Source organism: Pseudomonas sp. 31-12, assembly GCF_003151075.1.
Taxonomy (GTDB): domain Bacteria; phylum Pseudomonadota; class Gammaproteobacteria; order Pseudomonadales; family Pseudomonadaceae; genus Aquipseudomonas.
Window position 1 is genome coordinate 2,691,972 of the sequence record NZ_CP029482.1, and the last position, 26,184, is coordinate 2,718,155.

The window sequence follows — 26,184 nt, forward strand, 5'->3', positions numbered from 1 at the left end:
GGAAAAGTGCCATTGTCACCGGCACCGGTGCCCATGCGCCGCGTTAGTAGAAAGCCTCACCGCGTAGAGCATTCAGAACGAGTGAGAAGGCTGGAGTTGGCAAACGACGGCTTGGGTAGTACAGGTGATAACCCGAGAACAAAGGACACCAGTCTTCCAGTACTCGTATCAAGCGGCCATCCTCAATATGCGGTGCAAATTCTTCCTCCGGTAAATAGGCGATGCCTAATCCGTTAACTGCCGCAGCCGGGACGTGTGCGCTGGTGTTCACAATGACCTGGCCAACGACACGCACGTTGATCTTGCGACCGCGTTTTTCGAATTCCCAGGCATCAAGTCCGCCAAGGGTTGGATAGCGTATGTCGATGCAGCTGTGATTCACCAAATCTTGCGGATTCTTTGGCACACGATTGCTCGCAAAATAGGAAGGCGAGGCCACTGCTGCCATCCGTACCTTGGGACCGATTGGAACGGCGATCATATCTTTATCGACGGTGTCGCCAAATCTGATGCCCGCATCGAAGCGGTCAGCAACGATGTCTCGAAAACCGTAGTTGATATCAAACTCAACCTTGATATCGGGGTATTCAAGGAGCAAAGGCGTGAGTCGCGGAAGGAGGATTGTCTTCAGGATAAAATCACCACAGGTGATGCGCACGGTGCCCGCCGGCTTGTCACGAAGCTCGGTCAAAGCATCCAGTTCGGCCTCGATCTCGTCGAAACGATGACCAATGGCGTGCATCAGGCGTTCACCCGCGCTAGTCGGCGAAACGCTGCGAGTGGTGCGCGTAAGAAGACGAATCTTCAGGCGCTTTTCAAGCCCGGAAACAGCCTGGCTCAGGGCGGACTGCGTAACACCCAAGTGGGCAGCCGCTCGGGTAAAACTGCCTTCTCTGGCGACCGTCACAAAGGCCAGAAGGTCGTTCAGGTTATGTCGTGGCATCGAAGCCCGCCTATCCAGATTGATTAGCTGTGCTTATAACTACAACAAGCTTTCATTAGATTATCAAGCATGACGCATTCCCGGAGAATGGGGCAAGCCTCACCTGTAATCACAGGCGTGGCTCATACCTCTCGCTGATCCAGACCCATTAATCAGGTCGATCAGCACCTGTTCACTGATGGGAGCACCTCATGAGAAAACTCGTTATTTTGCTCGGCCTTTTGATGGCGTCGCTCTCCGCACTGGGAGCCGACATGTCTAACGGAGCCGATAACTTTTATAAAAGTGAGAAGGTCACGGTGAAGAAGGTGACCTTCCACAATCAGTACCAGATGAAAACTGCAGGAAATCTGTTTGTCCCTAAAGATTTGAAACCCGGGAGCAAAAGCGCAGCGATCATCGTTGGCCATCCCATGGGCGCAGTCAAAGAGCAGAGTTCGAATCTGTATGCCCAGAAACTGGCGGAGCAAGGATTCGTGGCCCTTGCCATCGATCTGTCGTTCTGGGGCGAAAGTGATGGGCAACCGCGCAACGCGGTTTCGCCGGAAATCTATGCTGAAGACTTCAGTGCAGCCGTAGATTACCTTGGCACGCAGACATTCGTTGATCGAAACCGGATCGGTGTCCTGGGCATTTGTGGCAGCGGGAGCTTCGTCATCAGCGCTGCCAAGATCGACCCTCGGATGAAGGCCATTGCCACGGTCAGCATGTACGACATGGGCGCAGCCAACCGAAACGGCTTGAAGCACTCCGTCACTGTCGAGCAAAGGAAGCAAGCTATCGCCGCGGCTGCCGAGCAGCGCTATGCCGAGTTCACCGGAGGCGAAACCAAGTACACCAGCGGAACTGTCCATGAGCTGACGGACAAGTCCAACGCTATCGAGCGCGAGTTCTACGATTTCTACCGCACGCCACGCGGTGAGTTCACTCCCAAAGGCCAGTCACCGTTACTGACCACTCACCCGACGCTGACCAGCAATACCAAGTTCATGAATTTCTATCCGTTCAACGATATCGAAACGATCTCGCCGCGCCCGATGCTGTTCATCGCCGGCGTAAATGCTCACTCCCGTGAGTTCAGTGAAGAGGCCTATCGTCTGGCTGGTCAACCCAAAGAGCTTGTCATCATTCCAGGTGCGGGCCACGTGGATCTCTATGATCGGGTCGATCTTATCCCGTTTGCCAAGCTGACCTCGTTCTTCCAAACCAACCTTAAGTGACACGGATTTGTGAGCTACCAAGCCATGCGCTCTTCGCGGGCGTTGGCGCTTTACGTATTGAAGGAGATCAGATGAGCAGCACTGCCTTACCTATTCAAGCCGCGAGCCGACAGGTATGGGGAGCCGTCCTGGCGATGTCGCTGTGCGCCTTCGCCCTGGTGACTTCGGAGTTTCTGCCGGTGAGCTTGCTCACACCGATTGCGACCGATCTCGCGCTGACAGAGGGGCAGGCCGGACAAGCGATTTCAATTTCTGGCCTCTTCGCGGTCGTCACCAGTCTGTTCACCTCTTCAGTCATTCGCCGGCTCGACCGAAGACCCGTTTTGCTTTTCCTGACAGCCTTGATGATTGCCTCTGGCACGCTCGTCGCTTTTGCCCCGAACTACTCGACCCTGATGGTGGGTCGAGCCATTTTGGGGATCGCCATTGGTGGCAGTTGGTCAATGTCGACCGCCGTCATGATGCGGATTGCACCCGAGAGTTTCGTGCCTAAAGCCATCGCTTTGATCCAGGGCGGTACCGCGCTCGCCACTGCAGTCGCAGCTCCCATTGGCAGTTTCATGGGCGGGCTGATCGGCTGGCGAGGTGCATTCTTCTGCGTGGTTCCGGTCGCCGCTCTGGCGCTCTGTTGGCAGGCATTCACGTTGCCGAAAATGCCTGACCAAAATGAGTCTGAATCTGCACTTGATGTGTTTCGGCTGTTAGGTAGCGCCAAAGTCTCGCTGGGCATGGCCGCAGTGGCATTTTTGTTTATGGGGCAGTTCGCGTTATTCACCTATCTGCGTCCGTTTCTAGAGTTGGTGACCCGCGTTGATGTGTCTGGACTCTCCCTGCTATTGCTGATTATCGGAATGGCCGGATTGGTGGGCACCATGGTGATCGGCTCGGTGTTGAACAGAAGCCTTTATCGAGTGCTGATGATCATTCCACTCCTGATGTCGGGGATTGCTGCGGCTCTACTCGTCTTCGGCAGCTCGATGTGGGCGACAGCCGCTTTGCTGGGTGTGTGGGGTCTGATTGCTACGTGCGCGCCTGTGGGCTGGTTCACCTGGCTATCACGCACGCTTCCCCGTGATGCCGAAACCGGAGGCGGTTTGATGGTGGCGGTTATTCAGTTGGCTATCACGCTCGGCGCGACGCTGGGTGGGCTGCTTTATGACGGAGCTGGCTACCAGGCTACGTTCATCGCGAGTGGACTATTTCTTCTGGTGGCTGCCGTGCTTGCACTGTTCGTATCACGATCGGATCGGCCCCCATTACGATGACAATGCCGCTGTTGCGTAGGGGGAAGTGTGTGAATTTGGGAAGAAACTCCGTGCATTGATGGCGGCAGGGAAAACGGGACGCTTGGCGTCCCGTTTTTTATGGCGGTGGTATCAGCCTCCCGCGCGTTTGTTCAACGCCTCTTCCGCTGCAGCGATTTCAGCCTGGCGCCTGATGATCACGTCGCCTATCGGCGGTCCCTGGAAGCGGCGGGCTTCGAAACCGAACCAGACAATGGCGGTCAGCACCAGGAAGCCAATGGTGATGTACAGCGCCCAATCGTTCGGTGGCTGGATGCCGATGATGAAGATGATCACCATCGAGAGGATCGAGAGCAGGGCAAACACGGTGAACCAGAAGCGCCCCATGTTCCACGGTCCCATGGTCGGCCATTTCGACGTCCCGTAGGTGAACAGGCCGAGCACGATGGGGATGACGAAGGAGAAGAACAGGAAGATCACCGTGCAGGACACGACGATGGTGTAGACCGGTGTTTCACCGATTGAGATCACCGACGATCCCCAGACGAACAGCACCGCGAGGGTGGCGCCGGTCCAGATCGCTGCGACCGGGCTGCGCAGGGTCGGCGAGACCGAGGCCAGTGCTCTGGAGAAGGGCAGGCCGCCGTCGCGGGAGAAGGCGAAGATCATCCGTGACACCGAGGTCACGGTCGCCAGTCCGCAGAGGAATTGCGAGATGAAAATGGCCACGTACAGCGCCGTTTTTACCGTCGGGTTCACTTGCGTATCCATCGCCCAGAAGAACACGGTCCAGCCATGCTTCGCGGCCTCGTCCATGCTTGGCAGCATCAGCACAAAGGAGCTGAGCATGACCCAGCCGAACAGCAACGACCAGACCACCGACATAACCATGCCGCGGGGCACCGACATGGCGGCGTTGCGGGTCTCTTCCGAGGTGTGCGCGGAGGCGTCGTAACCGGTGATGGTGTAGATCGGCAAGAGCAGGCCAAGCATGAAAACCCAGCCGTTCGAGACCTGCGGCCAGACGCTGCCGCCCGCTTCGCCGGAGTAGTTGCTGAAGGTCCACAACCGGGCGAACTCATAGCTGGGCGCCGAGATCAGGCAGACGATGGTCAGCGCCAGTGCCGTGGCGAAGATCAGGTAGCCCGAGAAGTCGGTGAGCTTCGCGGTCAGGCCGATGCCCAGATGGTTACACAAGGCTTGGAGACCCGTGAGGATCGCCAGGAAAATCACCCGTGTCGTGGTGGTGTCTTCCATGCCCATTGCCGGTCCGAAGGCGCCGAAAAAGAAGTAATAAGTACCGACGTTGATCGCGCCGAGCACGGTCACCAGCCCTAGCAAGTTGAACCAGGCCGTCAGCCAGCCGGTGAAGCGGTTACCGAGAATCGAGCCCCAGTGATAGAGGCCGCCAGCGGTGGGGTAGGCGGAGGAGATCTGCGCCATGGCCATGGCGAAAACCCCGGAGATCAGGCAGCCGATTGGCCAGCCGATACCGATGGCCGCGCCGCCTGCGCCGGAGGTGCCCTGGGCGAGTGAGTTGATGCCACCCGAGAGGATGCAGATGATCGAAAAGGAAATGGCAAAGTTGGAGAAAACGCCCATGCGTCGCGAGAGCTGCTGGGCGTAGCCCATGCTGTGCAACACCTTGACGTCATCGTCTTGCGGCTCGCTCGTGCCGGGCTGACTTGCTGGATTCATGTTGTGTGCCCCTTCAGGTTTTGATACGCATCCATCCGGGTCCCGGACGGCCTGGCTTTCAACCCCTTGTCGTACTGCTCCTTTTCCAACCGCTACACACTGTCCATGCCTTATGTCTGGACAGACAACTGCTCTAAATACGGCCGTGATAAGCCGCCGCGAAAATGTTTGCCGCGCCTTCCCGGGTCAATGGCAATGGATTGCCGCCGGCAGAGGGATCGACAATGGCCATGTCCGCGATCAAGTCTGCTTGCCGATCATCCACGCCCAATTCAACCAGCGTGTGCGGCACGCCGATGTCTTTGCGCAGTTTGAGGATGAAGGCCAGAAAGCTGTCGAACCCGGGCGAGGGCAGGCGCAGATAAGCCGCCAGGCGTGTGATGCGCTCTTCGATGGCCGGGCGATTGAATTGCAGGACGTAGGGCATGAAGGTGGCGTTGGTCATGCCGTGATGGGTGTCGTACAGCGCGCCGACCGGGTGCGAGAGGGCGTGCATGCCGCCCAGGCCTTTCTGGAATGCCGTGGCGCCCATCGCGGCGGCGGCGAGCATTTGCGCACGTGCATCAAGGTCGGAAGGGGTGTGGACGGCCCGCACCAGGGCGCTGGCTACCAGGCGCATGCCTTCCACCGCGATGCCATCGGCCAGCGGGTGAAAACCAGGCGCACAGTAGGCTTCCAGGCAATGCGCCAAGGCGTCCATGCCCGTACCGGCGGTGACTTTTGCCGGCATGCCGACGGTCAGGGCCGGGTCGCTGATGACCACGCGAGGCATCATTTTCGGGTGGAAGATGATGCGTTTGGTGTGGGTGCGCTCGTCGATGATCACCGCCGCGCGACCGACTTCCGAACCGGTGCCTGCGGTGGTCGGCACCGCGATTACCGGGGCGATGCTGCTTTCGTCGGCGCGTGTCCAGTAGTCGCCGATGTCTTCGAAATCCCAGACCGGCCGGGTCTGGCCGCTCATGAAGGCGATGAGCTTGCCCATGTCCAGGCCGCTGCCGCCGCCGAAGGCGACCACGCCATCGTGTTTGCCGGCGCGCCAGGCATCGAGCCCGCCCGCGAGGTTGGCTTCGACGGGATTGGGCTTGAGGTCGCAAAACAGCGCGACACCGAGGCCGGCATCACGCAAGGCGTCCAGCGCCGCCGTGGTGATCGGGGCGCGCGCCAGGCCGCTGTCGGTGACCAGTAACGGTCGCTGGATACCCTGGCTGCGACAGACCTCGGCCAGCTCGCTGATGCGGCCGACGCCGAAGCGGATGCTCGTGGGGTAGTTCCAGTTCCCGGTCAGGCTCATGGCTCAGATCTCATGGCGCAAATGGAAGGATTTCGCTCGGGTCAGATGCTCGTAACCCAGGCGCGACAGGGTCACGCCGCGGCCGCTGTTTTTCACGCCGGTCCAGGCCAGGGCCGGGTCGAGGTAATCGCAGCGGTTCATGAACACGGTGCCGGTGTCGATCTCGTTGCCGAGGCGTTCGGCGGCGGCGAGGTCCTGGGTCCAGAGGGAAGCGCTGAGCCCGAACTCGCTGTCGTTCATCAAAGCGATGGCGTCGTCATCGCCGGCCACCGGCATGATGCCGACTACCGGACCAAAGCTTTCCTCGCGCATCACCGACATTTGATGAGTGACGTCGACCAAGACCTGTGGTGCGAGGTAGGCGCTGCCCGGCGCGTCGAAGGGGAAGGCCTTCGGATCGATCAATGCCTTGGCGCCTTTTGCCAGCGCATCGGCGATCTGTCCACGGACGAATTCAGCAGCGCCCGGGTTCACCAGTGGGCCGAGCGTGGTGGCTTCATCCAGTGGATTGCCCAGCACGTATTGATTCGTCAGCACGACGAAGCGCTCGACAAAGGCCGGGTAGATTTTTTCATCGACATAGATGCGCTCCACGGCACAGCAGCTTTGCCCGGAGTTGAAGAAGCTGCCGTCCACCAGGTTTTCCACCGTGTGGTCGAGGTTGGCATCTGCGCGAACGTAGGCCGGGTCCTTGCCGCCGAGTTCCAGGCCCAGGCCGAGGAAGCGGCCCGTGGCGGCGGTTTCCATGGCTTTGCCGGCGTCGACCGAACCGGTGAAGTTCACCTGGTGCACGCGGCCGGAGGCGATGATCTCGCCAGTCTGGCGATGATCGAGCAGCAGGTTCTGGAACAGGCTTTCGGGCAGATTGGCGCGGCGAAATGCTTCGGCGAACCGTTCACCCACCAGCAGCGTTTGCGAAGCGTGTTTGAGGGTGACGCTGTTGCCGGCCATCAACGCCGGAATGATCGTATTCACTGCCGTCAGATAGGGGTAATTCCACGGGGCGACGACCAGCACCGTACCGAGCGGCTCACGTTTGATGTGTCGTCGAAAACCGGCGACAGGCGTGGGTTCAACGGCTGCCAATGCGTCAGGCGCAATGGCGATCATGTGCCGGGCGCGCTCTTCGAAGCCGCGCAGTTCGCCCGCGCCAAAGCGCACCGGGCGGCCCATCTGCCAGGCCAGCTCCGGGACGATTTCGTCTTTCATGGCCAGCATCGCGTCCACCGCAGCGCTGCAAAATGCGGCGCGCTCGCTCAGTGGCCGGCGTCTCCATAAAGCCTGGGCCGTTGCGGCTGCCGTCAGTGCCTGTTCGAGTTGAGTCTCATCGGCACAGCGACGTTCGACATAGACCCGGCCATCGACCGGTGAGATGAGTTGAATCGTTGCAGTCATGATGTCGGTCTCAATAGCGCTCGAAACCGCGCTGCAATTCCCAGTCGGTGATACGCCGGTCGTACTCTTTCTGCTCCCATTCGGCGGTGTGCACGTAGTGGTCGATCACTTCATCACCGAACGCTTCGCGCAACATCGTCGAGCTCTGGAGCGCGGCGCAGGCTTCGCGCAAAGTCTTCGACACCTCCGGCAGATGTTCGTCAACGTAGGCATCGCCTTCGAAGGGCGGCGTGAGGTTGAGCTTCTCGTCGATACCCGCCAGGCCCGCGGCAATCAACGCGGCGAACGCAAGATAAGGGTTGAGATCGGCGCCGCCGATGCGGCATTCGATGCGGATGGATTTGCTGCTTTCCGCACACAGACGAAAGCCTGCGGTGCGATTGTCGCGACTCCAGACCGCCCGGGTCGGCGCAAAGGTGCCGGCCTGGAAACGCTTGTAGGAGTTGATATAGGGCGCGAGAAAGCAGGTGATGTCGTTGGCATATTTCAGCTGCCCGGCCACCCACGCACGCATGAGTTTCGACATGCCGAACTCAGCCTTGGCGTCGAAGAACAGCGGTTTTTTGCCGTTCTTGTCCCATAGCGAATTGTGGATATGGCTGCTGGAACCGGCGGCGTCATACCGCCACTTGGCCATGAACGTGATCGCCTTGCCTTGCAGCTGCGCGATCTCTTTGCAGGCGTGCTTGATGATGACGTGGTGGTCGGCCATGGTCAGCGCATCGGCGTAACGAATGTTGATCTCTTCCTGGCCCGGGCCCCATTCACCCTTGGAGTTTTCCACGGGAATGCCGGACGCCTGCAGATGCTTGCGAATCGCCCGCAGCACCGGCTCCTCGCGAGTGGTCTGGAGGATGTTGTAATCCTCGATGTAGTGGCCGGCAGTCTTCGGCTTGAGGTAATTGCGTTTGTGGATAGCCTCGTAGCTTTCGTCGAACAGATAGAACTCAAGTTCCGAGGCGAACATGCCGGTGTAGCCGCGTTCGCGCAGTCGCTCGATCTGCTTTTTCAGGATCGCCCTCGGGCTGTGCGGCAGGTCGCGCCGATGGTGGTGATCGAGCACGTCGCACAACACCAGCGCCGTGCATTCGAGCCAGGGCACTCGCCGCAACGTCGACATGTCAGGCTTGAGGACAAAGTCGCCGTAGCCTTTGCTCCAACTGGCAGCGGCGTAACCCGGCACGGGTTCCATGTCGATGTCGTCGGCCAACAGGTAATTGCAGCAGTGGGTTTCTTCATGGCCGCTGTCGATGAAAAACTCGACCTGGAATCGCTTGCCGACCAGTCGGCCTTGCATGTCGACCATGCAAACAAGAACAGTATCAATTTCGCCGGAGGCGGCAGCACGCTTGAGTTGATCAAAACTGAGGAGGGGCTCGGTCATCACGTAGTCCTGCGTGAAATGGTTGGGCCTGTCTGAAATAGCTGTTGCAGACGCTCTCCAGAACAACCCAAAACCTGCAGACGCGAGCATCGTGTGCAATAAGCTGCTCTAAGCTTAGCCTACGGTTGCTGAACGCAAGTTTGGCGATCGACGCCAAGTGAATAGGGCTGGGCCTGTGCGCCTATACCGCCCCGCGCCAGAAACAGCGCAATTTTTAAACCTTTCATGTCGTTCACCTTTTCGTCTTGATTGAGCCGGGCTCACCGGGTAGAGACGATGCTAGGGGCTTGGCGCTTCCCCAAATAGCGGTCCGCTGGACAAACACTGTTGCCGGATCGGGCATGAATGGCAGGCGTCGAAAAAGCCAATGGCGCTGCGTCTGCGCCTATGGCATCGTCGAAACAATAAGTCGTACAGCAAACAGGATCAGCACGATGAAGGAGGGTGATGAGGTCGGCGCGCAGCCGTCGATGGCAACGCTCAAGGCGTTCAATCGTTGCGTGCTGCACCTGGGGCGGCTGGCTCGGGAGCGCGGCGCCTCGCAGTTCATCGCTGAAGGCCTGCAAGCGTTCCGCCAACTGGTGCCCTTTGCGTCGGCGTGGTGGGGCGAGATGTCCGCGTCAGCCGGCAACGCACCGCCTAAAAGCTGGATGCACGGGCGCATTAACCTGCCCGAATCGTTTGCCGTTGAATGGCACAAGAGTGCGGGCAGCGACAAATTTTCCCACGACACCTTGAGCCAACCCGGTGCGGTGGTGCGCGACAGCGGCTTCACCGATCCTGATGAAGCGGTGGACGCCTTTGCCCGGCGCCATGACCTCTATCATCCGATGTGCATCACCTTCGAGTTGCCCGAAAGCGGCTTGATGTTTTTCGTCTGCCTCTATCGTGGCATGGATGCTCCGGCGTTCAGCGATAGCGAGGCCGCGTTGTTTTCGGCCTTCTGCGATCACCTGTTGCAGCTGTGGCGATTTCAGGTGCAAGACATGATCCGCGTCGACACGGGCAACGGCGCGAGCGACTTCGGTGTGGCGCGCATGGACGGCAGTCTGCTGTACGTGGGCGCCAGCCTGTGCGCCGCCATCCAGCGCGAGTTGCCCGGGTGGAGCGGTTCGATGCTGCCGGCCGAGGTGATCGGGCAACTGCAAAAGGCCCCTTGCGTGATGCGTCTGGGCCGGTGTGCGCTGACGCTGAGTCCCAACGCAGAGCATGTGATTCTGTCGCTCGAAGCGCAGTCGCGCGCAGCAGTACTCCCGCCACGGGAACGGACGGCGGCGATGCTGTTTGCGGCGGGTCATTCCTATAAAGAAATTGCGAAAATCCTGACCCTGAGCCCGGCGACCGTGCGCACTTATCTGCGCAACTGCTACTTGCAGCTCGGCGTGAAAAGCAAGGTCGAACTGGGTTCCGTCCTGCGAGACGCCACACGCCGCGATTAACGCCACAAATCTCTCCAACTAAAATACAGGCCCCATGTGGGAGCGGGCTTGCTCGCGAAAGCGGTGTATCAATCAACGTTAATGTTGAATTTGATTGCCTCTTCGCGAGCAAGCCCGCTCCCACAAGGGGAAATTGTTGCTGGGCTATTTTTGTTGCCCCTCCTCATTTGTGGAGGTCCCGCAGGCGGCGGCGCTCTATAGGGTATGCCCTGCATATCAGGGGCTTGCACGGCAGTCTGTCCGGGCCACTTCCAAAACTATAAGAACAGAGGTGAGGCAGTTGAAATTTTCCAGGCTGTTTATCGCGGTTGCGACCACTACGGCACTTGCTTCCATGGCGCTCGTGGGGTGCCAGACCCAAAGCACGACGCCCGCCGACACGGTGATGCGCAACGGCTACGTCTACACCGTCGATGGCCAGAACTCCGTGCAGCAGGCGATTGCCGTTTCGGGCGGGAAGATCGTTTATGTCGGCAGCGACGAAGGGGTTTCTGCGTACATCGGCAAGCAGACCCAGTTGATCGATCTGGCCGGGCGCATGCTGATGCCGGGTTTCATTGATGCGCACATGCACCCGGGGGACGGCGGTCGCGCCATGACCTTGTGCGACCTGAAATACCAGACGATGACGCGCAAGGTATTCCAGGAAACCATTCAAGCCTGTCTGGACGCCGACAAGGACAAGGGCCCCGACGTCTGGCTCGAAGTCGGCAGCTGGGATCGCATGGGCATGGACGGACTCGACGGCGACCCGGACAAATCAACGCTGGACGCGCTCAAGACCCAGCGTCCGATCCAGGTCCGCTCCACCGACTTCCATACCGTGCTGACCAACTCCCGCGGCCTGGCCGTGGCCGGCATCAACAAAAACACCGCCAATCCGAGCGATGGCAAATACGTGCGTGACAGCGCCGGCAACCCGAACGGCATCTGCGAAGACGGCGCGGCCGATGCCATGGCCGCCGTGGTGCCGCCCGCCACCGACGCCGAAAAACTCAACCAGACCCGCGCCGCGCTCGACGCGATGCGCCAGCAAGGCATCACCAGTTTCTTCGATGCCTTGTCAGGGCCCGAAAACGGCAAGGCGTTCACCAGCCTGCAGCAGTCGGGCGAGCTGACCGCCCGGGCCTTGCTGGCGATCAAACTGGCCCCGGCCGCTGCTGCTGCGGATCCAACAAAAACCATCGCCGAAGCCAAGGCATTGGCCACGACTTACGATCAGGGCGAAGCCAAAGTCGCGCCGGGCGTGAGCATGCGCCACGTCAAATTGTTCATGGACGGCATCATCAATGCCCCGGCGGACACCGGGGCAATGCTGACGCCGTACTTGAAAAATGCCGGAACCGAAAAGGCACCGAAGTGGACAGCGGGCAAGAACGTCGGTGAGCTGTACTTCCCGTCGCAAGTGCTCAAGCCGTTGCTGTTGCAAGCCGTACAGGCCGGCCTCGACCCGCACCTGCACGCCACCGGTGACCGCGCGGTGCGTGACTCGCTGAACGGCATCGAATACGTACGTCAGCAATTGCCTGGCAATGGTTTTCGCCCGGCGATCACTCACAACGAGTCCGTGGACCCTGCCGACTATCCACGCTTCAAGGCCCTCGACGTGACCGCCAACATGTCCTTCCAGTGGGCCCAGCAGGCACCGTCCACCATCGACGGCACCAGCGATCACCTCGGTGCCCAGCGTTTCGCTCGCATGGAACCGTCGGGCAGCATCGCCCGGGCCGGCGGTCGCGTGGCGTATGGCAGTGACTGGCCTGTCGACCCGCTCGACGAGTTCCTCGCGTTGAAGATCGGCGTCACCCGCTCAGGCGATCCGCAAAACCCACACAGCTACGGCCCCAAGTACGCCGGCCGGCTGAATGCCGACCCGGCACTGTCGCGCACGGAGGTGCTGCGCACCATCACCATCAACGCTGCCGAACAGCTGAAACTGGACGCGGTGGTCGGCTCGGTGGAAGTGGGCAAGTTCGCCGACCTGATCGTCCTGGACAAGAACTTCATGCAAGTGCCTGAGGATGAATTGGCCCGAAATGAAGTGCTGATGACGGTGGTCGGCGGCAAGGTTGTGTGGGCCAAGGCGCCGCTTGTGGCTGGCGTACAAAAGCCGATCCAATAAAGGCCAAACACAAAACCCTTGTGGGAGCGAGCCTGCTCGCGATAGCGGTGTGTCAGCCAGCATAAATGTCGACTGACACTCCCTCATCGCGAGCAGGCTCGCTCCCACAGGTTCTGCGCCATAGATGATCGTCAGTAGCGTCCACCCATAACAAGAGAACACCGTAATGACCCAACAACGAAGTCCCCTGATCGAGACCCGTTCGATCGATTTCATCCCCGAGGCCGAGCGTCATGGCAGCCTCTACAGCCAGTTCACCCTGTGGCTCGGTGCCAACCTGCAAATCACCGCCATCGTCACCGGCGCACTGGCCGTGGTGCTGGGCGGTGACGTGTTCTGGTCGCTCATCGGCTTGCTGATCGGCCAGGTGCTCGGCGGCGCGGTCGTGGCCTTGCACGCCGCCCAGGGACCTAAGCTCGGGCTGCCGCAGATGATCTCCAGTCGTGTGCAATTCGGAGTCTATGGGGCGGCGATCCCGATTGTGCTGGTGTGCCTGATGTACCTCGGTTTCAGCGCCACCGGCGCGGTCCTGTCGGGGCAAGCCATTGCGCAACTGATCCATGTCAGCGACAGCGCCGGCATCCTGATTTTCGCCGCCTGCATCGCGTTTCTGACGATCTTCGGCTATCGGGTCATTCATCTGGTCGGACGGGTGGCCAGCGTGTTGGGCATCATTGCCTTTGCCTATCTGTTTACCCGGCTGATGACGCTCAATGATATCGGCCTGTTGCTGGAAAACCGTCACTTCGGCTGGAGCACCTTCCTGCTGGCCGTGTCGCTGTCCGCGTCCTGGCAAATCGCCTTCGGCCCCTACGTGGCCGACTACTCACGCTACTTGCCGAGCAAAACCTCGTCCTGGAAGACCTTCGCTGCCGTCGGCCTGGGCACCGTGCTCGGCGCCCAGGCGTCCATGGTGCTGGGTGTGTTTGCCGCAGCGTTGGCCGGCGTGAATTTTCGCGGTCATGAAGTGGCAACCATCGTCGGCCTGGGCAGTACCGGGGTGATGGCCTCGCTGCTGTACTTGAGCGTGGTGTTCGGCAAGGTCACGGTGTCGACGCTCAACGCGTATGGCAGCTTCATGTGCGTGGCGACGATCATCAGTGGCTTTCGCAGCCGTCTCGAAATCACCGCCCGCCAGCGCATGGTGTTTGTGCTGTTGATTGTCGCGGCGTCCACCACGTTGGCGCTGCTGGGGCAGTACTCGTTCCTAAACTCGTTCAAGTACTTCATCCTGTTTCTACTGACCTTTTTCACGCCGTGGAGCGCGATCAACCTGGTGGATTACTACTTCATCAACAAGGAACGCTACGACATTCCGGCGTTGTCCGATCCGGCAGGCCGTTATGGTCGCTGGAACGTACGCGGGATCAGCGTGTATGTCATCGGCGTATTGATCCAGTTGCCTTTCGTCGACACGCATTTTTACTCCGGACCGATGGTCGCGCAGCTCGGTGGTGTCGATATTTCCTGGATCGTCGGGCTGGTGGTGCCGGGCATTCTCTACTACCTGCTGGCGAGAACATCAGCGGTGGCGGTGGTGCCTGAGGAGCCTTCAAAGGCCTGAATCAACGACTTACAAAGTGAATGCGCCGGTCTCCGGCAGGTCTTGAAGCGTCTCCTATACTGATCCGCGTTGACAGGTTCAACACAGATCCCGAACGCCGTTGGAACCGCGACTCGCGTTCCGACGGCTTCCCTACGAACTCACCCTCAGGAGAACAATCATGACCATCCGCATTGGCGACGAAGCACCGGACTTTACCGTCGAAAGCACCGAAGGCACGCTGCATTTCCATGAGTGGATCGGCGACAAGTGGGCAATTCTGTTCTCGCATCCCAAGGACTTCACCCCGGTGTGCACCACTGAACTCGGTTACATGGCAGCGCTCAAGCCGGAGTTCGACAAACGCAACACCAAGGTGGTCGGCCTCAGCGTCGACCCCGTCAGTAACCATGCAAGCTGGGCCAAGGACATCGAAGAAACCCAGGGGCATGCGGTCAACTACCCCATGATCGGCGACGAGAACCTGGTGGTGGCCAAGCTCTACGACATGATCCATCCAAATGCCAGCGGCGGCGCACGCACGGCCGTGGACAACGCCACGGTGCGTTCCGTGTTCATCATCGGGCCGGACAAAAAGGTCAAGGCGATGCTCATCTACCCGATGAGCGCCGGGCGCAACTTTGATGAGGTACTGCGCCTGCTCGATGCGCTGCAATTGAATGCCAAGCACACCGTTGCCACCCCGGTTAACTGGCGTCCGGGTGAAGATGTGATCATTCCGACTTCGGTGTCCGATGAGGACGCGAAGAAGAAATACCCGGATGGTTTCAAAACGGTGAAACCTTATTTGCGCACGGTGGCGCAACCGAAGTAACTCATACGTACGGAGACCCTCAGCATGGCCGTTCAAGTCTTGCGCGTCGACACAACGCACATCGACAAAATCGCGAGTCTCTTCGACGCTTATCGAGGCTTTTACGGCCAGCCTTCGAACTTGCAGCAGTCCCGCGGTTTCATCGCCGAACGTATTGACCGGGACGAATCCGTGATCTTTTTCACATCGGACCTTTCCGGTAATGCGTTGGGGTTCGTCCAGCTGTACCCAACATTTTCCTCCATCGACGCCCACCGGACCTGGCTGCTCAGCGACCTGTTCACCGCTCCCGAAGCACGGGGGCAGGGTGTGGGGAGGCTACTGATGAAAGCTGCCCGAGACTTTGCGCTATCGACTGGCGCCAAGGGCATGGTGCTGGAAACGGCTACGGATAATTTCGGCGCTCAGCGGTTGTATGAGTCGTTGGGTTACGTGCGCGACACCGGTTATTACACCTACTGCCTCGACTTGAAGCAGGGTTGACTGAGTCACGTTACCCCTGTTGCCACTGGCGAAGCCTGCGCAGACTCGGCAGCTACACGGCAGGCGGTGATTTTGGCACCAGAAAGATGACCCCATGCGCTTCGGCAATCTCGAGTATCCGCGGCAAATCCTCCGGCACCCTTAATTGATCCACCGCCGCAAAAAACTGCCCGCCCCGTGGATCCGACACCACGCCAATCATCTTCGCGGTAGGGCTGATGTTCTTGTAGGCATGGATGGATCCGCCGGGGATATGCACGTACCCCCCGGCAGAGACAGTGGTGGACTTGCCCGCCACAGTCACTTCGACCTGGCCGTCGACCACGTAGAACGCTTCGTCCCAAGGATGAAAATGCGGCGGCGGTCCACCGCCTTGCACGCCTTCCTGAATATGCATTTCAAAGGGCTTGCTCAGGTCGCCGCCCGCGAGAATCGTGATCGCCTCGCCCACGACATTCACCGGCGCAGGCGCTTGTTCGATGACGTGCACCGTTCGCATGATTACTCTCCGAAGATGAGTCAACACCCACTGAGTATATGCCTGGCGCGTCAGCCAAGCGGCGCCCCCACAAGCCCGTCCGTCAGGGCAAATTCAACGCCAATTGAATTTTTATCCAGGCAAATCGCTCTGCTGATGTAGAGACCTGTTGATTCAGCGTCCTGCCACTGGCCTCAGACCGAGAGATGCGCCCATGACTGCCCTGACACGACTTGAATCGCGGACTGCCGACGAACACCCGATCCCGGACGCCGGAAGCCTGAAACAAGCCTATGAACAACTGCTACTGAGCGACGACCCCGAGCAACGGCGCGCACTTGCCCGAAGCTTTCTTGAGGCGCAGATCGAACACGCCACCGACCTGCCTCAGGAGATGCCGACGGACCTGTCGGCGCTGCAATCGTTCGTCGAGCAGCACAGCGTCGAGGTCGCCCGCCAATACGCCGACTACTTGCAACAACGCAAGGCAGGCGGGCCGCGCCAGTTCTTTACGAACAAGGCGCACGCGCTGTTTTTCCTGCAAGCCGTGGCTCCGACCAAACTGGTTGACGGCGCCTGGCTGTACGGCCTGTTACGTCAGTGGCGCGACCCGCGTTTTGAAGGGCTGATTTGCACTTATCTGGAAGAGTTGGGCGACGGCAACCCGGCGCAGAATCACGTGGTGATCTACCGCAAGCTGCTCGCCGAACATGGCCTGCAAGACACCGGGGTGATCGCCGACGAGCATTATCTGCAAGGCGCGATGCAACTGGCGCTGGGCGAATCCGCCGACGAGTTTCTGCCGGAGGTGATCGGCTACAACCTCGGCTACGAACAACTGCCGCTGCATTTGCTGATCAGCGCCTATGAACTCAGCGAACTGGGTATCGATCCGTATTACTTCACCCTGCACGTGACCATCGACAACGCCAGCACCGGCCACGCGCACAAGGCCGTGCAGTCGGTGCTGCAGCTGCTGCCGGTGGAGGGCGATCGTGAAGACTTTCTGCGCCGGGTCGGGTTGGGTTATCGGCTTAATGATCTGGGGCAGGGCAGTCGCGCGATCATCGAATCGTTCGATCTCGACACCGAGCTGCTCAACATGCTTGAGCGCAAGCGTCCGTTCGGCCAGCACATGCATTCCGACTACTGCCGCTTCGAAGGCAAGACCGTCAACCAATGGCTGTCGGCACCCGAGCAGTTGCCCGGTTTCCTCACCGCCATGGAAAACAAAGGCTGGATCAAGCGTCAGCAGGACCCGCAAGCCAGCCGGTTCTGGCAGTTGATCGAGGGTGACGGTGCCGCGATGTTCGGGGTGTTCAGCCCTTACGAAAAACAGCTGTTGCATGACTGGATCGCCGGCGACTGGACGCCTGAGCACCCGGCCAAAGCGGTTCGCCGGGGCACGAGCGTCGCGACAGAACCGCCGGTGCCCGAAAACGATCCGGACATCCAGAGCCTGCAAACCTCGCTGGACGGGCTTGCCGCACACGAACAGATGCCGGTGTTGATCCCATGGTTGTCGGCGCATCGGCATTCTCATCCGGCCGGCCTGATGGCCACGCGACGGTTCATCGAACTCAAATCCCGCCTGCGATAGGAGCACGGCATGAATCAGGAAGAGCAACTGGGCACGGCCGATCTGGCGCTGGTGCAACTGGGGCGCCGCTTGCAGGCCGATGGCTACCGGTTCATCACCCCGACGCCGCTCACCCATCAGCGGGTCAACGACCGCGCTTTCGGACAGAGCGCTCGGACCCTGCGTGATGTGTTCGGTTGGTCGCGCTCATTCGAACCGGGCCTGCTGTCGACGGATGAACAGTTGCAGTTAGAGCAGGCGGGTGTCCTTCAAGAAAGCAACGGCCGACTCAAAAGCCGCGTGCGCTGGTCCAGTCTGGATGACCTGCTGTTCGTGCATTCAGGGTTTCCGACTGACGCCGCCGATGCGGTGTTCTTCGGCCCGGACACCTACCGTTTCGCGCAGCTGATCCACGCCCATCTGCAGCAAACCTTCGCGCCCATCCGACGCGCCGTGGACATCGGCTGCGGCGCGGGTGTCGGGGCGATTGTGATTGCCCGCGCACGCCGTGAAGCCGAAGTGCTGGCCGTGGACATCAACCCCGCGGCGCTACGCTTGACGGCCGTCAACGCAGCGCTGGCCGAAGTCGCTAACGTTACGGTCGAGGCCAGCGATGTGTTGCAAGACGTCGACGGCAATTTCGATCTGATCGTTGCTAATCCGCCCTACATGGCCGACCCAGCCGAGCGTGCTTACCGCCATGGCGGCGGCGAATTCGGTGAGCAATTGTCCTTGCGCATTGTCGAGCAGGCGTTGTATCGCCTGGCGCCGGGCGGCTCTTTGGTGCTGTACACCGGGGTGGCAATGATCGATGGCCAGGACCCGTTTATCGAGGCGCTGACCCCGCATCTCGAGGCGTCGATGTTCGGCTGGACCTACCGCGAACTCGATCCCGATGTGTTCGGTGAAGAGTTGCTGACACCGGGCTATCAACGGGTGGAGCGGATTGCGGTCGTGGCCTTGATCGTCACGCGCATCGGCTCTGGCATTGGGGGAAGCGTTGAGCCAGCAGGTGCGCCATGAGCAAGAATCTCGACGACTACAACCGCATGCGCGATTTCTCGGCGACCTCTGAACCCGCCGCGAAACGCTCGGGCAAAAAAGCCGCGAAAGACCACGCCTTGCAGTTCTGTATCCAGAAGCACGATGCCTCGCGCCTGCACTATGACTTTCGCCTGGAACTCGACGGTGCATTGAAGAGTTGGGCAGTGCCCAAAGGCCCTTCGCTGGACCCCAAGGTCAAGCGCCTGGCGGTCCACGTTGAAGACCATCCGATCGATTACGCCACGTTCGAGGGCAGCATTCCAGAAGGGCATTACGGCGCCGGCGACGTGATTGTCTGGGACCGGGGCGTATGGATTCCGCAGGAAGACCCGGCCAAGGCCTACGCCAAGGGAAAACTCAAGTTCGAACTCAAAGGCGAGAAACTCGGCGGCCTGTGGAATCTGGTGCGCACGCACATGCCCGGCAAGCAGGAGCAATGGTTTCTGATCAAGCACCAGGACAGTGCGGCGAAACCCGAAAGCGATTACGACGTGGTCGTCGCCGAACCGGACAGCGTGTTGAGCGACCGAACCATCGTCCCCAGGAAGGCAAAGGCCGAGGCTAAACCCAAACCGGTCAAGAAGCCTGCGCGCAAGGTCACGCCGAAAGAACAGTCAGCGCAACTCACCGGCGCGCACAAGGCCAAGCTGCCTGACCAGCTCAAACCGGAATTGGCGACGCTGGTGGAAAAAGCCCCGCAGGGCGAGTGGAGCTATGAGATCAAGTTCGACGGCTACCGGATCATGGCCCGCATCGACCACGACGAGGTGAAACTCTTCACCCGCAACGGCCACGACTGGACCCACAAGCTGCCGAAACAGGCCGAGGCGCTGGCGGCGCTGGGCCTGGAATCCGCCTGGCTCGACGGTGAAATGGTGGTGGCCAACGAGCAGGGCGTGCCGGACTTTCAGGCGCTGCAAAATGCCTTCGAAGCCAACCGCAGTGGCAACATCCTTTACTACCTGTTCGACATGCCGTACCTCAATGGCGTGGACCTGCGCGAAGTACCGGTCGAGGAGCGGCGGGTCGCGCTGGCGACGGTGCTCAAACCCAATCAAAACCCGCTGTTGCGCTTCTCCGACGCGTTCGGCGAAGAACCGGAAGCCTTGCTCAACAGTGCGTGCCAGATGCAGATGGAAGGGCTGATCGGCAAGCGCCTGGGTTCGCCTTACGTGTCCCGGCGCAGCAACGACTGGATCAAGCTCAAGTGCAAGCATCGGCAGGAGTTCGTTGTGGTCGGTTTCACCGATCCCAAAGGTGCGCGCAATGCCTTCGGTGCGTTGCTGTTGGGCCTGCATGACCGTGACAGCGGCGAGTTGCGCTACACCGGCAAGGTCGGCACCGGGTTCAACGAGACCACGCTCAAGCACATCTACGAACAGCTGAAACCGTTGCAGGTGAAAAAGCCGGCAGTGGTCAATCCACCGACCGGTTTTGACGCCAAGGGCGTGCATTGGCTCAAACCGGTTTTGCTCGCCGAAGTTGCGTTCGCCGAGATGACCAAGGACGGGTCGGTACGCCACGCGGTGTTCCATGGCTTGCGCGATGACAAACCCGCCGAAGACATCACTGAGGAGCGTCCGAAAGCCGTGAAAGCCCAGACCAGCAAGAAAGCCGCTGCTGACAAGCCTGCCGCCGCGGCGAAAAAGAAACCGGCCAAGGCAGCGCCCGCGCCCTCACAAATCGGCCTCGGCGAAGGCAAGGTGCGCATCACCCATCCAGACCGGGTAATCGATGCCAGCAGCGGCACCACCAAAGTGCAGCTGGCGGAGTATTACGCCAGTGTTGCCGAATGGATCTTGCCCGAGCTCAAGGACCGGCCAGTGGCGCTGGTGCGCGCCCCGGACGGCATCTCCGGCGAGCTGTTCTTTCAGAAAAACGCCGAGCGCCTGGCCATTCCAGGCATCACTACGCTGGACAAGGACGTAACCGGCCAACCGGTGATGATCATCAACAACGCCGAAGCCTTGATCGGTGCGGTGCAGATGAGCACCGTCGAGCTGCACACCTGGAACGCCACTTCGGACAATCTCGACAAGCCTGACCGCTTCGTCCTCGACCTCGACCCGGACCCGGCGCTGCCGTGGAAAAGCATGGTCGAGGCGACTCAATTGACGCTGTCGGTGCTTGATGAATTGGGGCTCAAGGCCTTTCTCAAGACCAGCGGCGGCAAGGGGATTCACCTGGTGGTGCCGCTGACTCGCAAATTGGGTTGGGACGAGGTGAAGGACTTCAGCCATGCGATTGTCAGCCACATGGCCAAGTTGCTGCCGGAACGTTTTTCTGCGGTGTCGGGGCCGAAGAATCGAGTCGGGCGGATCTTCATCGATTACCTGCGCAATGGTCTGGGCGCCACCACCATTTGCGCCTATGCCGCCCGCACCCGCGAAGGCCTGCCGGTGTCAGTGCCGATCTTTCGCGAAGAGGTCGCCGAGTTGAAAGGCGGTAATCAGTGGAACATCCACAACGTGCAGGAACGACTGGCGGAAGTGGGCGATGAGCCCTGGGCGGACCTGAAGAAAACCCGGCAAGCGATTACCGCCGACATGCGTCGGCGGGTCGGGATGAAAAAATAGCGCCCGGCACAGGTTGCTACCGGATAAACGCCTGCAAATCGCTGGTCAGTTTATCGATCGCCACTTTGAAATCCTTGGCAGTGATTTTCTGGCTGGCGTTTTCCAGTGTGCTGCCAAACACCTTGCGCACCACCTTGGCCACGGTCTGGTTGTTGCTGGGATCGATAAATTCAGCCTCGATGAACAGCGTGGTGTCCTGATCCCGATGCCCGCTGGCTGCGGAAACGCCACCGACGACAGCCGCGACAGGCACCACTTCATACCATTTCATGCCTTCGTTTTCCGCATTCACCCCGGTGATCGCCGCGCGCATGATCAGCTTTTTTGAACCGGCCGGCGCTGACTGTTCGCTCGACACCACCCGGTATCTCTGGCCCAGCACGCCTTTGGTCTTGCTGGTCATGTAGCTCTGCAGTTCATCCAGGGTTTGCCGATTGACCCGCTCGTTGGGCTTGGGCGCCGGATAGAGCTCAAGCTTATTGAAGACGACGGTGTCATAGGCTTTTGGATTCCATGACGGGCTGACCCAGCGCATGGCGGTCTCGCCGCTGCTGGTGGTGACTTGCTGCAAGTTGTTGTAGTTGGACAGGAAGCCTGAGTACTGGTCTTTTTCCGTGACTTTCGAGGTGCACCCGCCGAGCAACAGGCTGGCAAGTGCAGCGCCGATGAACAGTTTCTTCGACAGGTTCATATGTTTTCTACTCCGTAGGTTCAGCGCAGGGTCGGCCCGGTCAGTCCAGGCCGGGGCAAACCCTGGCTCAAACCGGATCCTTCGCCATGAGCGTAGGTTCGGTCGCAGAATTTTCCAGTCGGTTTCAGTGGTTCGACAGAGGATGGGGCGGCGAGCAACATCCGCCGCCCCGATGACAGCTATTTGCCGACCGTACCTGCCAGCAGCGGTGCCATTTGTTCATCGGTCAATGCCGCCTGGACGTCCATCTTCATGATGTCGTTCCACTCCAGCACCCACTTCTGAATAAGCACCAGATCATTGGCTTCTGCGATGCCAAAACCGCTCGAACCACCGACGGCATGCCAACGCCCGAGCATCTGCACGCCGGCCGGTGGGACGGCGCCGGACTTGAGGAAGCGCTCGATCGCTTTGTTACGGTTGTCCGAATTTATCGACCAGCTGACGATGAATAACATTTGCCACCTCCTGTTACGGATTGGCACCTGTTTGTCTGCACGCACCGGGTTGGCGCCGGGACCACGGTGACGCTGTGTCTAGCGCTACTTGCCCCCTGTGAAGGCATAGCAGCGCCCGGCCGTGTGCGTACGACCGCTGATCCTCTTTAATGGCTTTTTTCGAGGTTTGAGCGACGCCTGTTTCACCAGCGAAACATTGGCAGCGGCTTGAGCGGGGAGCGCAGGAATTGCCGCGCGGTTTGCCGGAGCAGCATCCCGTGAAAGCCATGATTGGGCAGCGCCAACTTCACTGATTTGATGTAGGCCCGTGGCAGACCGAACGTCAGCAGGCCGAGGGACACATCAATGACATCGGCGCGTCGGAAGGGCTCGACGCTGAGCGCATGGTCGGCAGCGTAAGGCCGCACTTTGTGGTGCTCCAGAATCAGCGCCGTCACTTCGCCACTCAGGTGCGACAGTTGCCGCTTGGCGAGGTAGTCGGTGGCCAGGCGAACCGAGGGTTCCAGGTAATCGATGGTCTGGTCGGTCCAGATGCCCAGGTCGTGAAACGCCCCCGCGATCTGCACGGCTTCGGAGGGCAGGCCTTCAATACCGCTGATCGCGCGGTAGAAGTTCAGCACCCGGTAAATGTGATTGCGATAACCCGGCAGATCGGTGCCGATCGCCAGCGCATAGGACGTGAGTATTTCGTCGGTAACGGGGAATTCGAGAAGGAGGTTCATCGGTGCGGACCTCAGGCGTCGCGCAACAGGTCATTGGCGTTGAGGATCTCGAAGGCGATCTCCGGGCGCTTCTCCAGGCTGCGACGAATCGCGGCCGGGATCGACTGCCGGGTCTTGCGACACAGACCGGGCAATTCGCCGAGGGTGATGCCGATGCCGCGCATGGTGCGTACTTCGTTGAAGCTGGGGACGATGTCCACGCGGATGCCCAATTGTTCGTACATGCGGTTTTGCAAGCGTTCGAGGTCAGCCAGGCTTTGCAGGTTTTCCAGACGATCGAGCAGACGCTTTTCTTCCTGCCGGGTCAGAAACAGGATGCGCACGTCCGCCCCCGGTGTTTCCAGCAACGGGTCTCGCCCGCAGATGCAGGCGCCGGGCGGGCAGGGTGAGCGGATCGGGGTCGAGGTCGTCATGGGCCTTAATCATAGAGCGGCCCGGACAAATCGTCAGTCGGAAATATCGCTCACAGGAATGATCTGTTCGCCATCGGGCTGAGTCCCGGTGGCGGTTTTCTTTTCCCGACGATCATTGATCCAGTTGTCCACCTGGGCGCCGAACTCGGCCGGGGCTTTGCGCCCGACCCTGCGGGCAAGGTCGAGAATGGTCTGCTGGGCGAGGGCATCTTCCATGCGTTGCTGTGCGGTCATCATCACCGCGTGAACCGAGCAATGTCCTTCCACGGCCCACGTCGGCGGGGAACCGTCAAACAGCGCGCAACGCCCGCGGATATCACGACAATCGAAGATGAGTTTCTGGCCGTCGATGGCGTTGACGATGTCCAGCACGCTGATTTCATCCGCCGGCCGCGCCAGTTTGAACCCGCCGCGCACACCCTCGGTCGCCACCACCAGTTTGGCCTTGGCCAGCTTGGTAAAGATTTTTGCCAGGTAGTCCAGGGGCACGCCTTGCAGTTCAGCGAGGTCGCGCACGCTTGCCTCACGGCTATCGCCGTAATCGCCCACCAGAAAAAGCAGGCAGTGAATGCCGTACTCAACGCCCGCGCTGTAAAGAGACATGGTTATCTCCGACTGAATGAGTCGCCAATGTTACCAGCCGATGGTCAGTGCTGCAACGAGCCATCGGCATGGCTTGAACACCTTTATGCACTGCGAAGCTTGTGGGTAGAAGCTCGCGTGAGGACGGCCGAGGTATCTGTATGAGTGATGATAACCATCGATAGAAGGTCATTGCTTACGTTAACTCGGATCATTATAGTCGCCGTTGTCAGCTCAGCAACGAGTTCAGTCTTTAGTCTTCTTCGGAGTTAAAACAATGAAACAGCACATTCTGGTAATAGGCGCAGGTTTCGGTGGCATGTGGACGGCATTGAGCGCCACGCGCCTGTTGGACATTCACGATCACAACCACGTAGAAGTCACGGTACTGGCGCCTCAGGCCGAGCTGCGGGTACGTCCGCGCTTCTACGAGCCGAATGCTCATCAACTCGCTGCACCCCTCGGCGACCTGTTCGATGCGGTCGGTGTGAAGTTCATCAAGGGCGCCGCAGAAACCATCGACGTGCAGCAAAAACGCGTCGGCTACACCGATGCGTCGGGTGCCAAACAAGTGTGCAGCTACGACAAACTCGTTCTGGCCACCGGCAGCGGTCTCGCGCTGCCCAACACCCCGGGCGTGGCCAAACACGCCTTCGACGTGGACCAGATCGAACAAGCCGTGCGCCTGGAAAACCATCTGAAATCCCTGGCCAACCTGCCGCAAAGCAAAGCCCGCAACACCGTCGTGGTGGCCGGCGGTGGTTTCACCGGGATTGAAACAGCGACCGAAATGCCGGCGCGACTGCGGGCCATCCTCGGTGAAGACGCCGACATCGAAGTGATCATCGTTGATCGCGGCGAAAAAGTCGGGGCGTCCATGGGCAGCGAAATCAGCCATTCAATCGCCGAAGCCAGCTCTGAGCTGGGGGTGAAATGGCGCTTGAAGTCGTCGGTAGTGGCCGTCGATGAAAACGGTGTGACCCTGGACAATGGCCAGCGCATCGACGCCAAAACCGTGGTCTGGACCACCGGTGTACGGGCCAGCTCGCTCACCGAGCAGATCCCGGCCGAACGCGATCACCTCGGCCGCCTGCACGTCGATGCGCATCTGAAAGTCATCGGTCAGGACGACATTTTCGCCACGGGTGATGTGGCCTATGCCGCCACTGACGACATCGGCAACTACGCCTTGATGACCTGCCAACACGCGATCTCGCTGGGGCGTCACGCCGGCAACAACGTTGCTGCGCAAATTCTGGGCGTGGATCCGAAGGCGTACAGTCAGCCCAAGTACGTTACCTGTCTGGATCTGGGGGCGTGGGGCGCGGTGTACACCGAGGGCTGGGATCGCCAGGTGAAACTGGTCAAGGAGGAAGGCAAATCGCTGAAGACCCAGATCAACACGGTGTGGATCTACCCGCCGGCGGCTGACCGTGCAACAGCGCTGGCGGCAGCGGATCCGATGATTCCGGTTGTGGCCTGAGAGGTTGGCAGCGGTGTCTCGATGATACGGCCTGCCTGAAAAAATCCCGCTCAAGTGATCTTTGGCGGGATTTTTTATCAGATGCGGAAGGCTTGTCGGCCTACCAGCAACCATTTGCCAGCCTTCTTCTGCCAGATCTGGAAGTTCTCGATTTCAGTCGGGACCAGCTCAGTGCCCTTGATCGCCTGTGCCGAAAAATGATGGCGAACCAACGCAACATCACCCGAGACGGTGATGGTCTGGTTCTGCATTTCCAGGGTTTTGAAAGCGCTCTTGCCCGTTTCGATATCGGCGATGAAGTCTTTCTTGTCCTGGACCTTGCCGCTGGAGTGCCCGTAGGTCAGGTTTTCAGCGGTCAACGCTTTCAGTTCGGGGATGTTCTTGTGGAGCATGGCTTGCGTCAGATGGTCCACAGCGTCCGCGACATCCTTCTCGCCCGCCGCCGGGGCCGCTGCCACGTAGCCACTGAACAGGCACAGAAAACCAATCAGCACGTTCACTTTTTTCATGGGTATTTCCTTGTTGTTATGAATGACTCGTCGGTCATCGTATAACTTG

23 protein-coding genes are annotated in these 26,184 nt (G+C 59.9%); 11 read left to right on the forward strand and 12 right to left on the reverse strand.

All coding sequences use genetic code 11. The annotated features are described in order from the left end of the window. Positions 1-43: 43 nt before the first annotated feature. Positions 44-943, reverse strand: coding sequence for a LysR family transcriptional regulator (locus DJ564_RS12585; RefSeq protein ID WP_109629557.1), 900 nt, complete (start codon positions 941-943; stop codon positions 44-46). 191 nt (positions 944-1,134) lie between these two features. Here DJ564_RS12585 and DJ564_RS12590 point away from each other — a divergent pair, with 191 nt between their 5' ends. Both DJ564_RS12590 and DJ564_RS12595 read left to right on the forward strand, forming a co-directional pair. After that, positions 1,135-2,163 carry an alpha/beta hydrolase gene (locus DJ564_RS12590; protein ID WP_109629560.1) on the forward strand — a complete coding sequence of 343 codons (1,029 nt, stop codon included), beginning with the start codon at positions 1,135-1,137 and terminating at the stop codon, positions 2,161-2,163. 71 nt (positions 2,164-2,234) lie between these two features. Then, a complete protein-coding gene (locus tag DJ564_RS12595; protein ID WP_109629563.1) occupies positions 2,235-3,428 on the forward strand; it encodes an MFS transporter in 1,194 nt (397 codons plus the stop codon). A 111-nt stretch (positions 3,429-3,539) separates the two neighbouring features. Here DJ564_RS12595 and DJ564_RS12600 read toward each other — a convergent pair whose 3' ends face one another. The 4 genes from DJ564_RS12600 to DJ564_RS12615 all read right to left on the reverse strand — a co-directional run bounded on the left by DJ564_RS12600 (position 3,540) and on the right by DJ564_RS12615 (position 9,178). After that, positions 3,540-5,105, reverse strand: coding sequence for an amino acid permease (locus tag DJ564_RS12600; RefSeq protein ID WP_109629566.1), 1,566 nt, complete (start codon positions 5,103-5,105; stop codon positions 3,540-3,542). 133 nt (positions 5,106-5,238) lie between these two features. Continuing rightward, complete coding sequence (locus DJ564_RS12605; protein ID WP_109629569.1) at positions 5,239-6,399, reverse strand: iron-containing alcohol dehydrogenase; 1,161 nt, start codon at positions 6,397-6,399, stop codon at positions 5,239-5,241. Between the two features lie 3 nt (positions 6,400-6,402). Beyond that, a complete protein-coding gene (locus tag DJ564_RS12610) occupies positions 6,403-7,794 on the reverse strand; it encodes an aldehyde dehydrogenase family protein (RefSeq protein ID WP_109629572.1) in 1,392 nt (463 codons plus the stop codon). Positions 7,795-7,804: 10 nt separating this feature from the next. Next, on the reverse strand, positions 7,805-9,178 hold the full coding sequence (locus DJ564_RS12615; protein WP_109629574.1) for a glutamine synthetase family protein: 1,374 nt from the start codon (positions 9,176-9,178) through the stop codon (positions 7,805-7,807). Between the two features lie 434 nt (positions 9,179-9,612). On the opposite strand from DJ564_RS12615, the gene DJ564_RS12620 reads away from it, so the two are divergent. The 5 genes from DJ564_RS12620 to DJ564_RS12650 all read left to right on the forward strand — a co-directional run bounded on the left by DJ564_RS12620 (position 9,613) and on the right by DJ564_RS12650 (position 15,600). Beyond that, positions 9,613-10,617 (forward strand): helix-turn-helix transcriptional regulator, encoded by a 1,005-nt coding sequence (locus DJ564_RS12620; protein WP_109629576.1) that lies wholly within the window; start codon positions 9,613-9,615, stop codon positions 10,615-10,617. A gap of 280 nt (positions 10,618-10,897) precedes the next feature. Further along, complete coding sequence (locus tag DJ564_RS12630) at positions 10,898-12,739, forward strand: amidohydrolase (protein ID WP_109629579.1); 1,842 nt, start codon at positions 10,898-10,900, stop codon at positions 12,737-12,739. 166 nt (positions 12,740-12,905) lie between these two features. Then, positions 12,906-14,303, forward strand: coding sequence for a cytosine permease (locus tag DJ564_RS12640; protein WP_109629582.1), 1,398 nt, complete (start codon positions 12,906-12,908; stop codon positions 14,301-14,303). 160 nt (positions 14,304-14,463) lie between these two features. Beyond that, complete coding sequence (locus tag DJ564_RS12645; RefSeq protein ID WP_094467986.1) at positions 14,464-15,117, forward strand: peroxiredoxin; 654 nt, start codon at positions 14,464-14,466, stop codon at positions 15,115-15,117. A gap of 24 nt (positions 15,118-15,141) precedes the next feature. Next, the gene (locus DJ564_RS12650) at positions 15,142-15,600 is read left to right on the forward strand and encodes an N-acetyltransferase (RefSeq protein WP_109629586.1); all 459 of its coding nucleotides are present in this window, start codon (positions 15,142-15,144) and stop codon (positions 15,598-15,600) included. Positions 15,601-15,652: 52 nt separating this feature from the next. Here the strand turns inward: DJ564_RS12650 and DJ564_RS12655 are convergent, their stop codons facing one another. Beyond that, a complete protein-coding gene (locus tag DJ564_RS12655; RefSeq protein ID WP_109629589.1) occupies positions 15,653-16,099 on the reverse strand; it encodes a cupin domain-containing protein in 447 nt (148 codons plus the stop codon). Positions 16,100-16,292: 193 nt separating this feature from the next. Here DJ564_RS12655 and DJ564_RS12660 point away from each other — a divergent pair, with 193 nt between their 5' ends. Genes DJ564_RS12660 through ligD form a run of 3 tightly spaced genes read left to right on the forward strand, consistent with a single transcriptional unit; the run spans position 16,293 to position 21,277 of the window. Continuing rightward, positions 16,293-17,678 (forward strand): iron-containing redox enzyme family protein, encoded by a 1,386-nt coding sequence (locus tag DJ564_RS12660; protein WP_109629592.1) that lies wholly within the window; start codon positions 16,293-16,295, stop codon positions 17,676-17,678. A 9-nt stretch (positions 17,679-17,687) separates the two neighbouring features. Then, on the forward strand, positions 17,688-18,680 hold the full coding sequence (locus DJ564_RS12665) for a class I SAM-dependent methyltransferase (protein WP_109629594.1): 993 nt from the start codon (positions 17,688-17,690) through the stop codon (positions 18,678-18,680). After that, positions 18,677-21,277, forward strand: a complete 2,601-nt coding sequence (gene ligD / locus DJ564_RS12670; RefSeq protein ID WP_109629597.1) for a DNA ligase D — start codon at positions 18,677-18,679, stop codon at positions 21,275-21,277. Before DJ564_RS12665 ends, ligD begins: the two co-directional genes overlap by 4 nt. A 16-nt stretch (positions 21,278-21,293) precedes the next feature. Here ligD and DJ564_RS12675 read toward each other — a convergent pair whose 3' ends face one another. From DJ564_RS12675 to DJ564_RS12695, 5 genes are all read right to left on the reverse strand, one after another. Beyond that, on the reverse strand, positions 21,294-21,968 hold the full coding sequence (locus DJ564_RS12675; protein WP_109629602.1) for a DUF3313 domain-containing protein: 675 nt from the start codon (positions 21,966-21,968) through the stop codon (positions 21,294-21,296). A 179-nt stretch (positions 21,969-22,147) separates the two neighbouring features. Further along, positions 22,148-22,426, reverse strand: coding sequence for a DUF3303 domain-containing protein (locus tag DJ564_RS12680; protein ID WP_109629606.1), 279 nt, complete (start codon positions 22,424-22,426; stop codon positions 22,148-22,150). 182 nt (positions 22,427-22,608) lie between these two features. Next, on the reverse strand, positions 22,609-23,148 hold the full coding sequence (locus DJ564_RS12685; protein WP_109629609.1) for an HD domain-containing protein: 540 nt from the start codon (positions 23,146-23,148) through the stop codon (positions 22,609-22,611). A gap of 11 nt (positions 23,149-23,159) precedes the next feature. Beyond that, on the reverse strand, positions 23,160-23,561 hold the full coding sequence (locus DJ564_RS12690) for a hypothetical protein (RefSeq protein ID WP_109629612.1): 402 nt from the start codon (positions 23,559-23,561) through the stop codon (positions 23,160-23,162). A 33-nt stretch (positions 23,562-23,594) separates the two neighbouring features. After that, positions 23,595-24,164 carry an Rrf2 family transcriptional regulator gene (locus tag DJ564_RS12695; RefSeq protein WP_109629614.1) on the reverse strand — a complete coding sequence of 190 codons (570 nt, stop codon included), beginning with the start codon at positions 24,162-24,164 and terminating at the stop codon, positions 23,595-23,597. Between the two features lie 256 nt (positions 24,165-24,420). On the opposite strand from DJ564_RS12695, the gene DJ564_RS12700 reads away from it, so the two are divergent. After that, a complete protein-coding gene (locus DJ564_RS12700; RefSeq protein ID WP_109629617.1) occupies positions 24,421-25,626 on the forward strand; it encodes an NAD(P)/FAD-dependent oxidoreductase in 1,206 nt (401 codons plus the stop codon). A gap of 77 nt (positions 25,627-25,703) precedes the next feature. Here the strand turns inward: DJ564_RS12700 and DJ564_RS12705 are convergent, their stop codons facing one another. Next, a complete protein-coding gene (locus DJ564_RS12705; RefSeq protein WP_109629619.1) occupies positions 25,704-26,135 on the reverse strand; it encodes a nuclear transport factor 2 family protein in 432 nt (143 codons plus the stop codon). Positions 26,136-26,184: the final 49 nt, after the last annotated feature.

What these genes read in the sequence shown, in the direction of transcription:
- DJ564_RS12605 (WP_109629569.1), bottom strand. Translation starts at nt 6,399, where the DNA reads ATGAGCCTGACCGGGAACTGGAACTACCCCACGAGCATCCGCTTCGGC.
- DJ564_RS12610 (WP_109629572.1), bottom strand. Translation starts at nt 7,794, where the DNA reads ATGACTGCAACGATTCAACTCATCTCACCGGTCGATGGCCGGGTCTAT.
- DJ564_RS12655 (WP_109629589.1), bottom strand. Translation starts at nt 16,099, where the DNA reads ATGCGAACGGTGCACGTCATCGAACAAGCGCCTGCGCCGGTGAATGTC.
- DJ564_RS12700 (WP_109629617.1), top strand. Translation starts at nt 24,421, where the DNA reads ATGAAACAGCACATTCTGGTAATAGGCGCAGGTTTCGGTGGCATGTGG.
- DJ564_RS12650 (WP_109629586.1), top strand. Translation starts at nt 15,142, where the DNA reads ATGGCCGTTCAAGTCTTGCGCGTCGACACAACGCACATCGACAAAATC.
- DJ564_RS12690 (WP_109629612.1), bottom strand. Translation starts at nt 23,561, where the DNA reads ATGACGACCTCGACCCCGATCCGCTCACCCTGCCCGCCCGGCGCCTGC.
- DJ564_RS12665 (WP_109629594.1), top strand. Translation starts at nt 17,688, where the DNA reads ATGAATCAGGAAGAGCAACTGGGCACGGCCGATCTGGCGCTGGTGCAA.
- DJ564_RS12600 (WP_109629566.1), bottom strand. Translation starts at nt 5,105, where the DNA reads ATGAATCCAGCAAGTCAGCCCGGCACGAGCGAGCCGCAAGACGATGAC.
- DJ564_RS12695 (WP_109629614.1), bottom strand. Translation starts at nt 24,164, where the DNA reads ATGTCTCTTTACAGCGCGGGCGTTGAGTACGGCATTCACTGCCTGCTT.
- DJ564_RS12645 (WP_094467986.1), top strand. Translation starts at nt 14,464, where the DNA reads ATGACCATCCGCATTGGCGACGAAGCACCGGACTTTACCGTCGAAAGC.
- DJ564_RS12615 (WP_109629574.1), bottom strand. Translation starts at nt 9,178, where the DNA reads ATGACCGAGCCCCTCCTCAGTTTTGATCAACTCAAGCGTGCTGCCGCC.
- ligD (WP_109629597.1), top strand. Translation starts at nt 18,677, where the DNA reads ATGAGCAAGAATCTCGACGACTACAACCGCATGCGCGATTTCTCGGCG.
- DJ564_RS12685 (WP_109629609.1), bottom strand. Translation starts at nt 23,148, where the DNA reads ATGAACCTCCTTCTCGAATTCCCCGTTACCGACGAAATACTCACGTCC.
- DJ564_RS12680 (WP_109629606.1), bottom strand. Translation starts at nt 22,426, where the DNA reads ATGTTATTCATCGTCAGCTGGTCGATAAATTCGGACAACCGTAACAAA.
- DJ564_RS12595 (WP_109629563.1), top strand. Translation starts at nt 2,235, where the DNA reads ATGAGCAGCACTGCCTTACCTATTCAAGCCGCGAGCCGACAGGTATGG.
- DJ564_RS12660 (WP_109629592.1), top strand. Translation starts at nt 16,293, where the DNA reads ATGACTGCCCTGACACGACTTGAATCGCGGACTGCCGACGAACACCCG.
- DJ564_RS12585 (WP_109629557.1), bottom strand. Translation starts at nt 943, where the DNA reads ATGCCACGACATAACCTGAACGACCTTCTGGCCTTTGTGACGGTCGCC.
- DJ564_RS12620 (WP_109629576.1), top strand. Translation starts at nt 9,613, where the DNA reads ATGAAGGAGGGTGATGAGGTCGGCGCGCAGCCGTCGATGGCAACGCTC.
- DJ564_RS12705 (WP_109629619.1), bottom strand. Translation starts at nt 26,135, where the DNA reads ATGAAAAAAGTGAACGTGCTGATTGGTTTTCTGTGCCTGTTCAGTGGC.
- DJ564_RS12590 (WP_109629560.1), top strand. Translation starts at nt 1,135, where the DNA reads ATGAGAAAACTCGTTATTTTGCTCGGCCTTTTGATGGCGTCGCTCTCC.
- DJ564_RS12640 (WP_109629582.1), top strand. Translation starts at nt 12,906, where the DNA reads ATGACCCAACAACGAAGTCCCCTGATCGAGACCCGTTCGATCGATTTC.
- DJ564_RS12675 (WP_109629602.1), bottom strand. Translation starts at nt 21,968, where the DNA reads ATGAACCTGTCGAAGAAACTGTTCATCGGCGCTGCACTTGCCAGCCTG.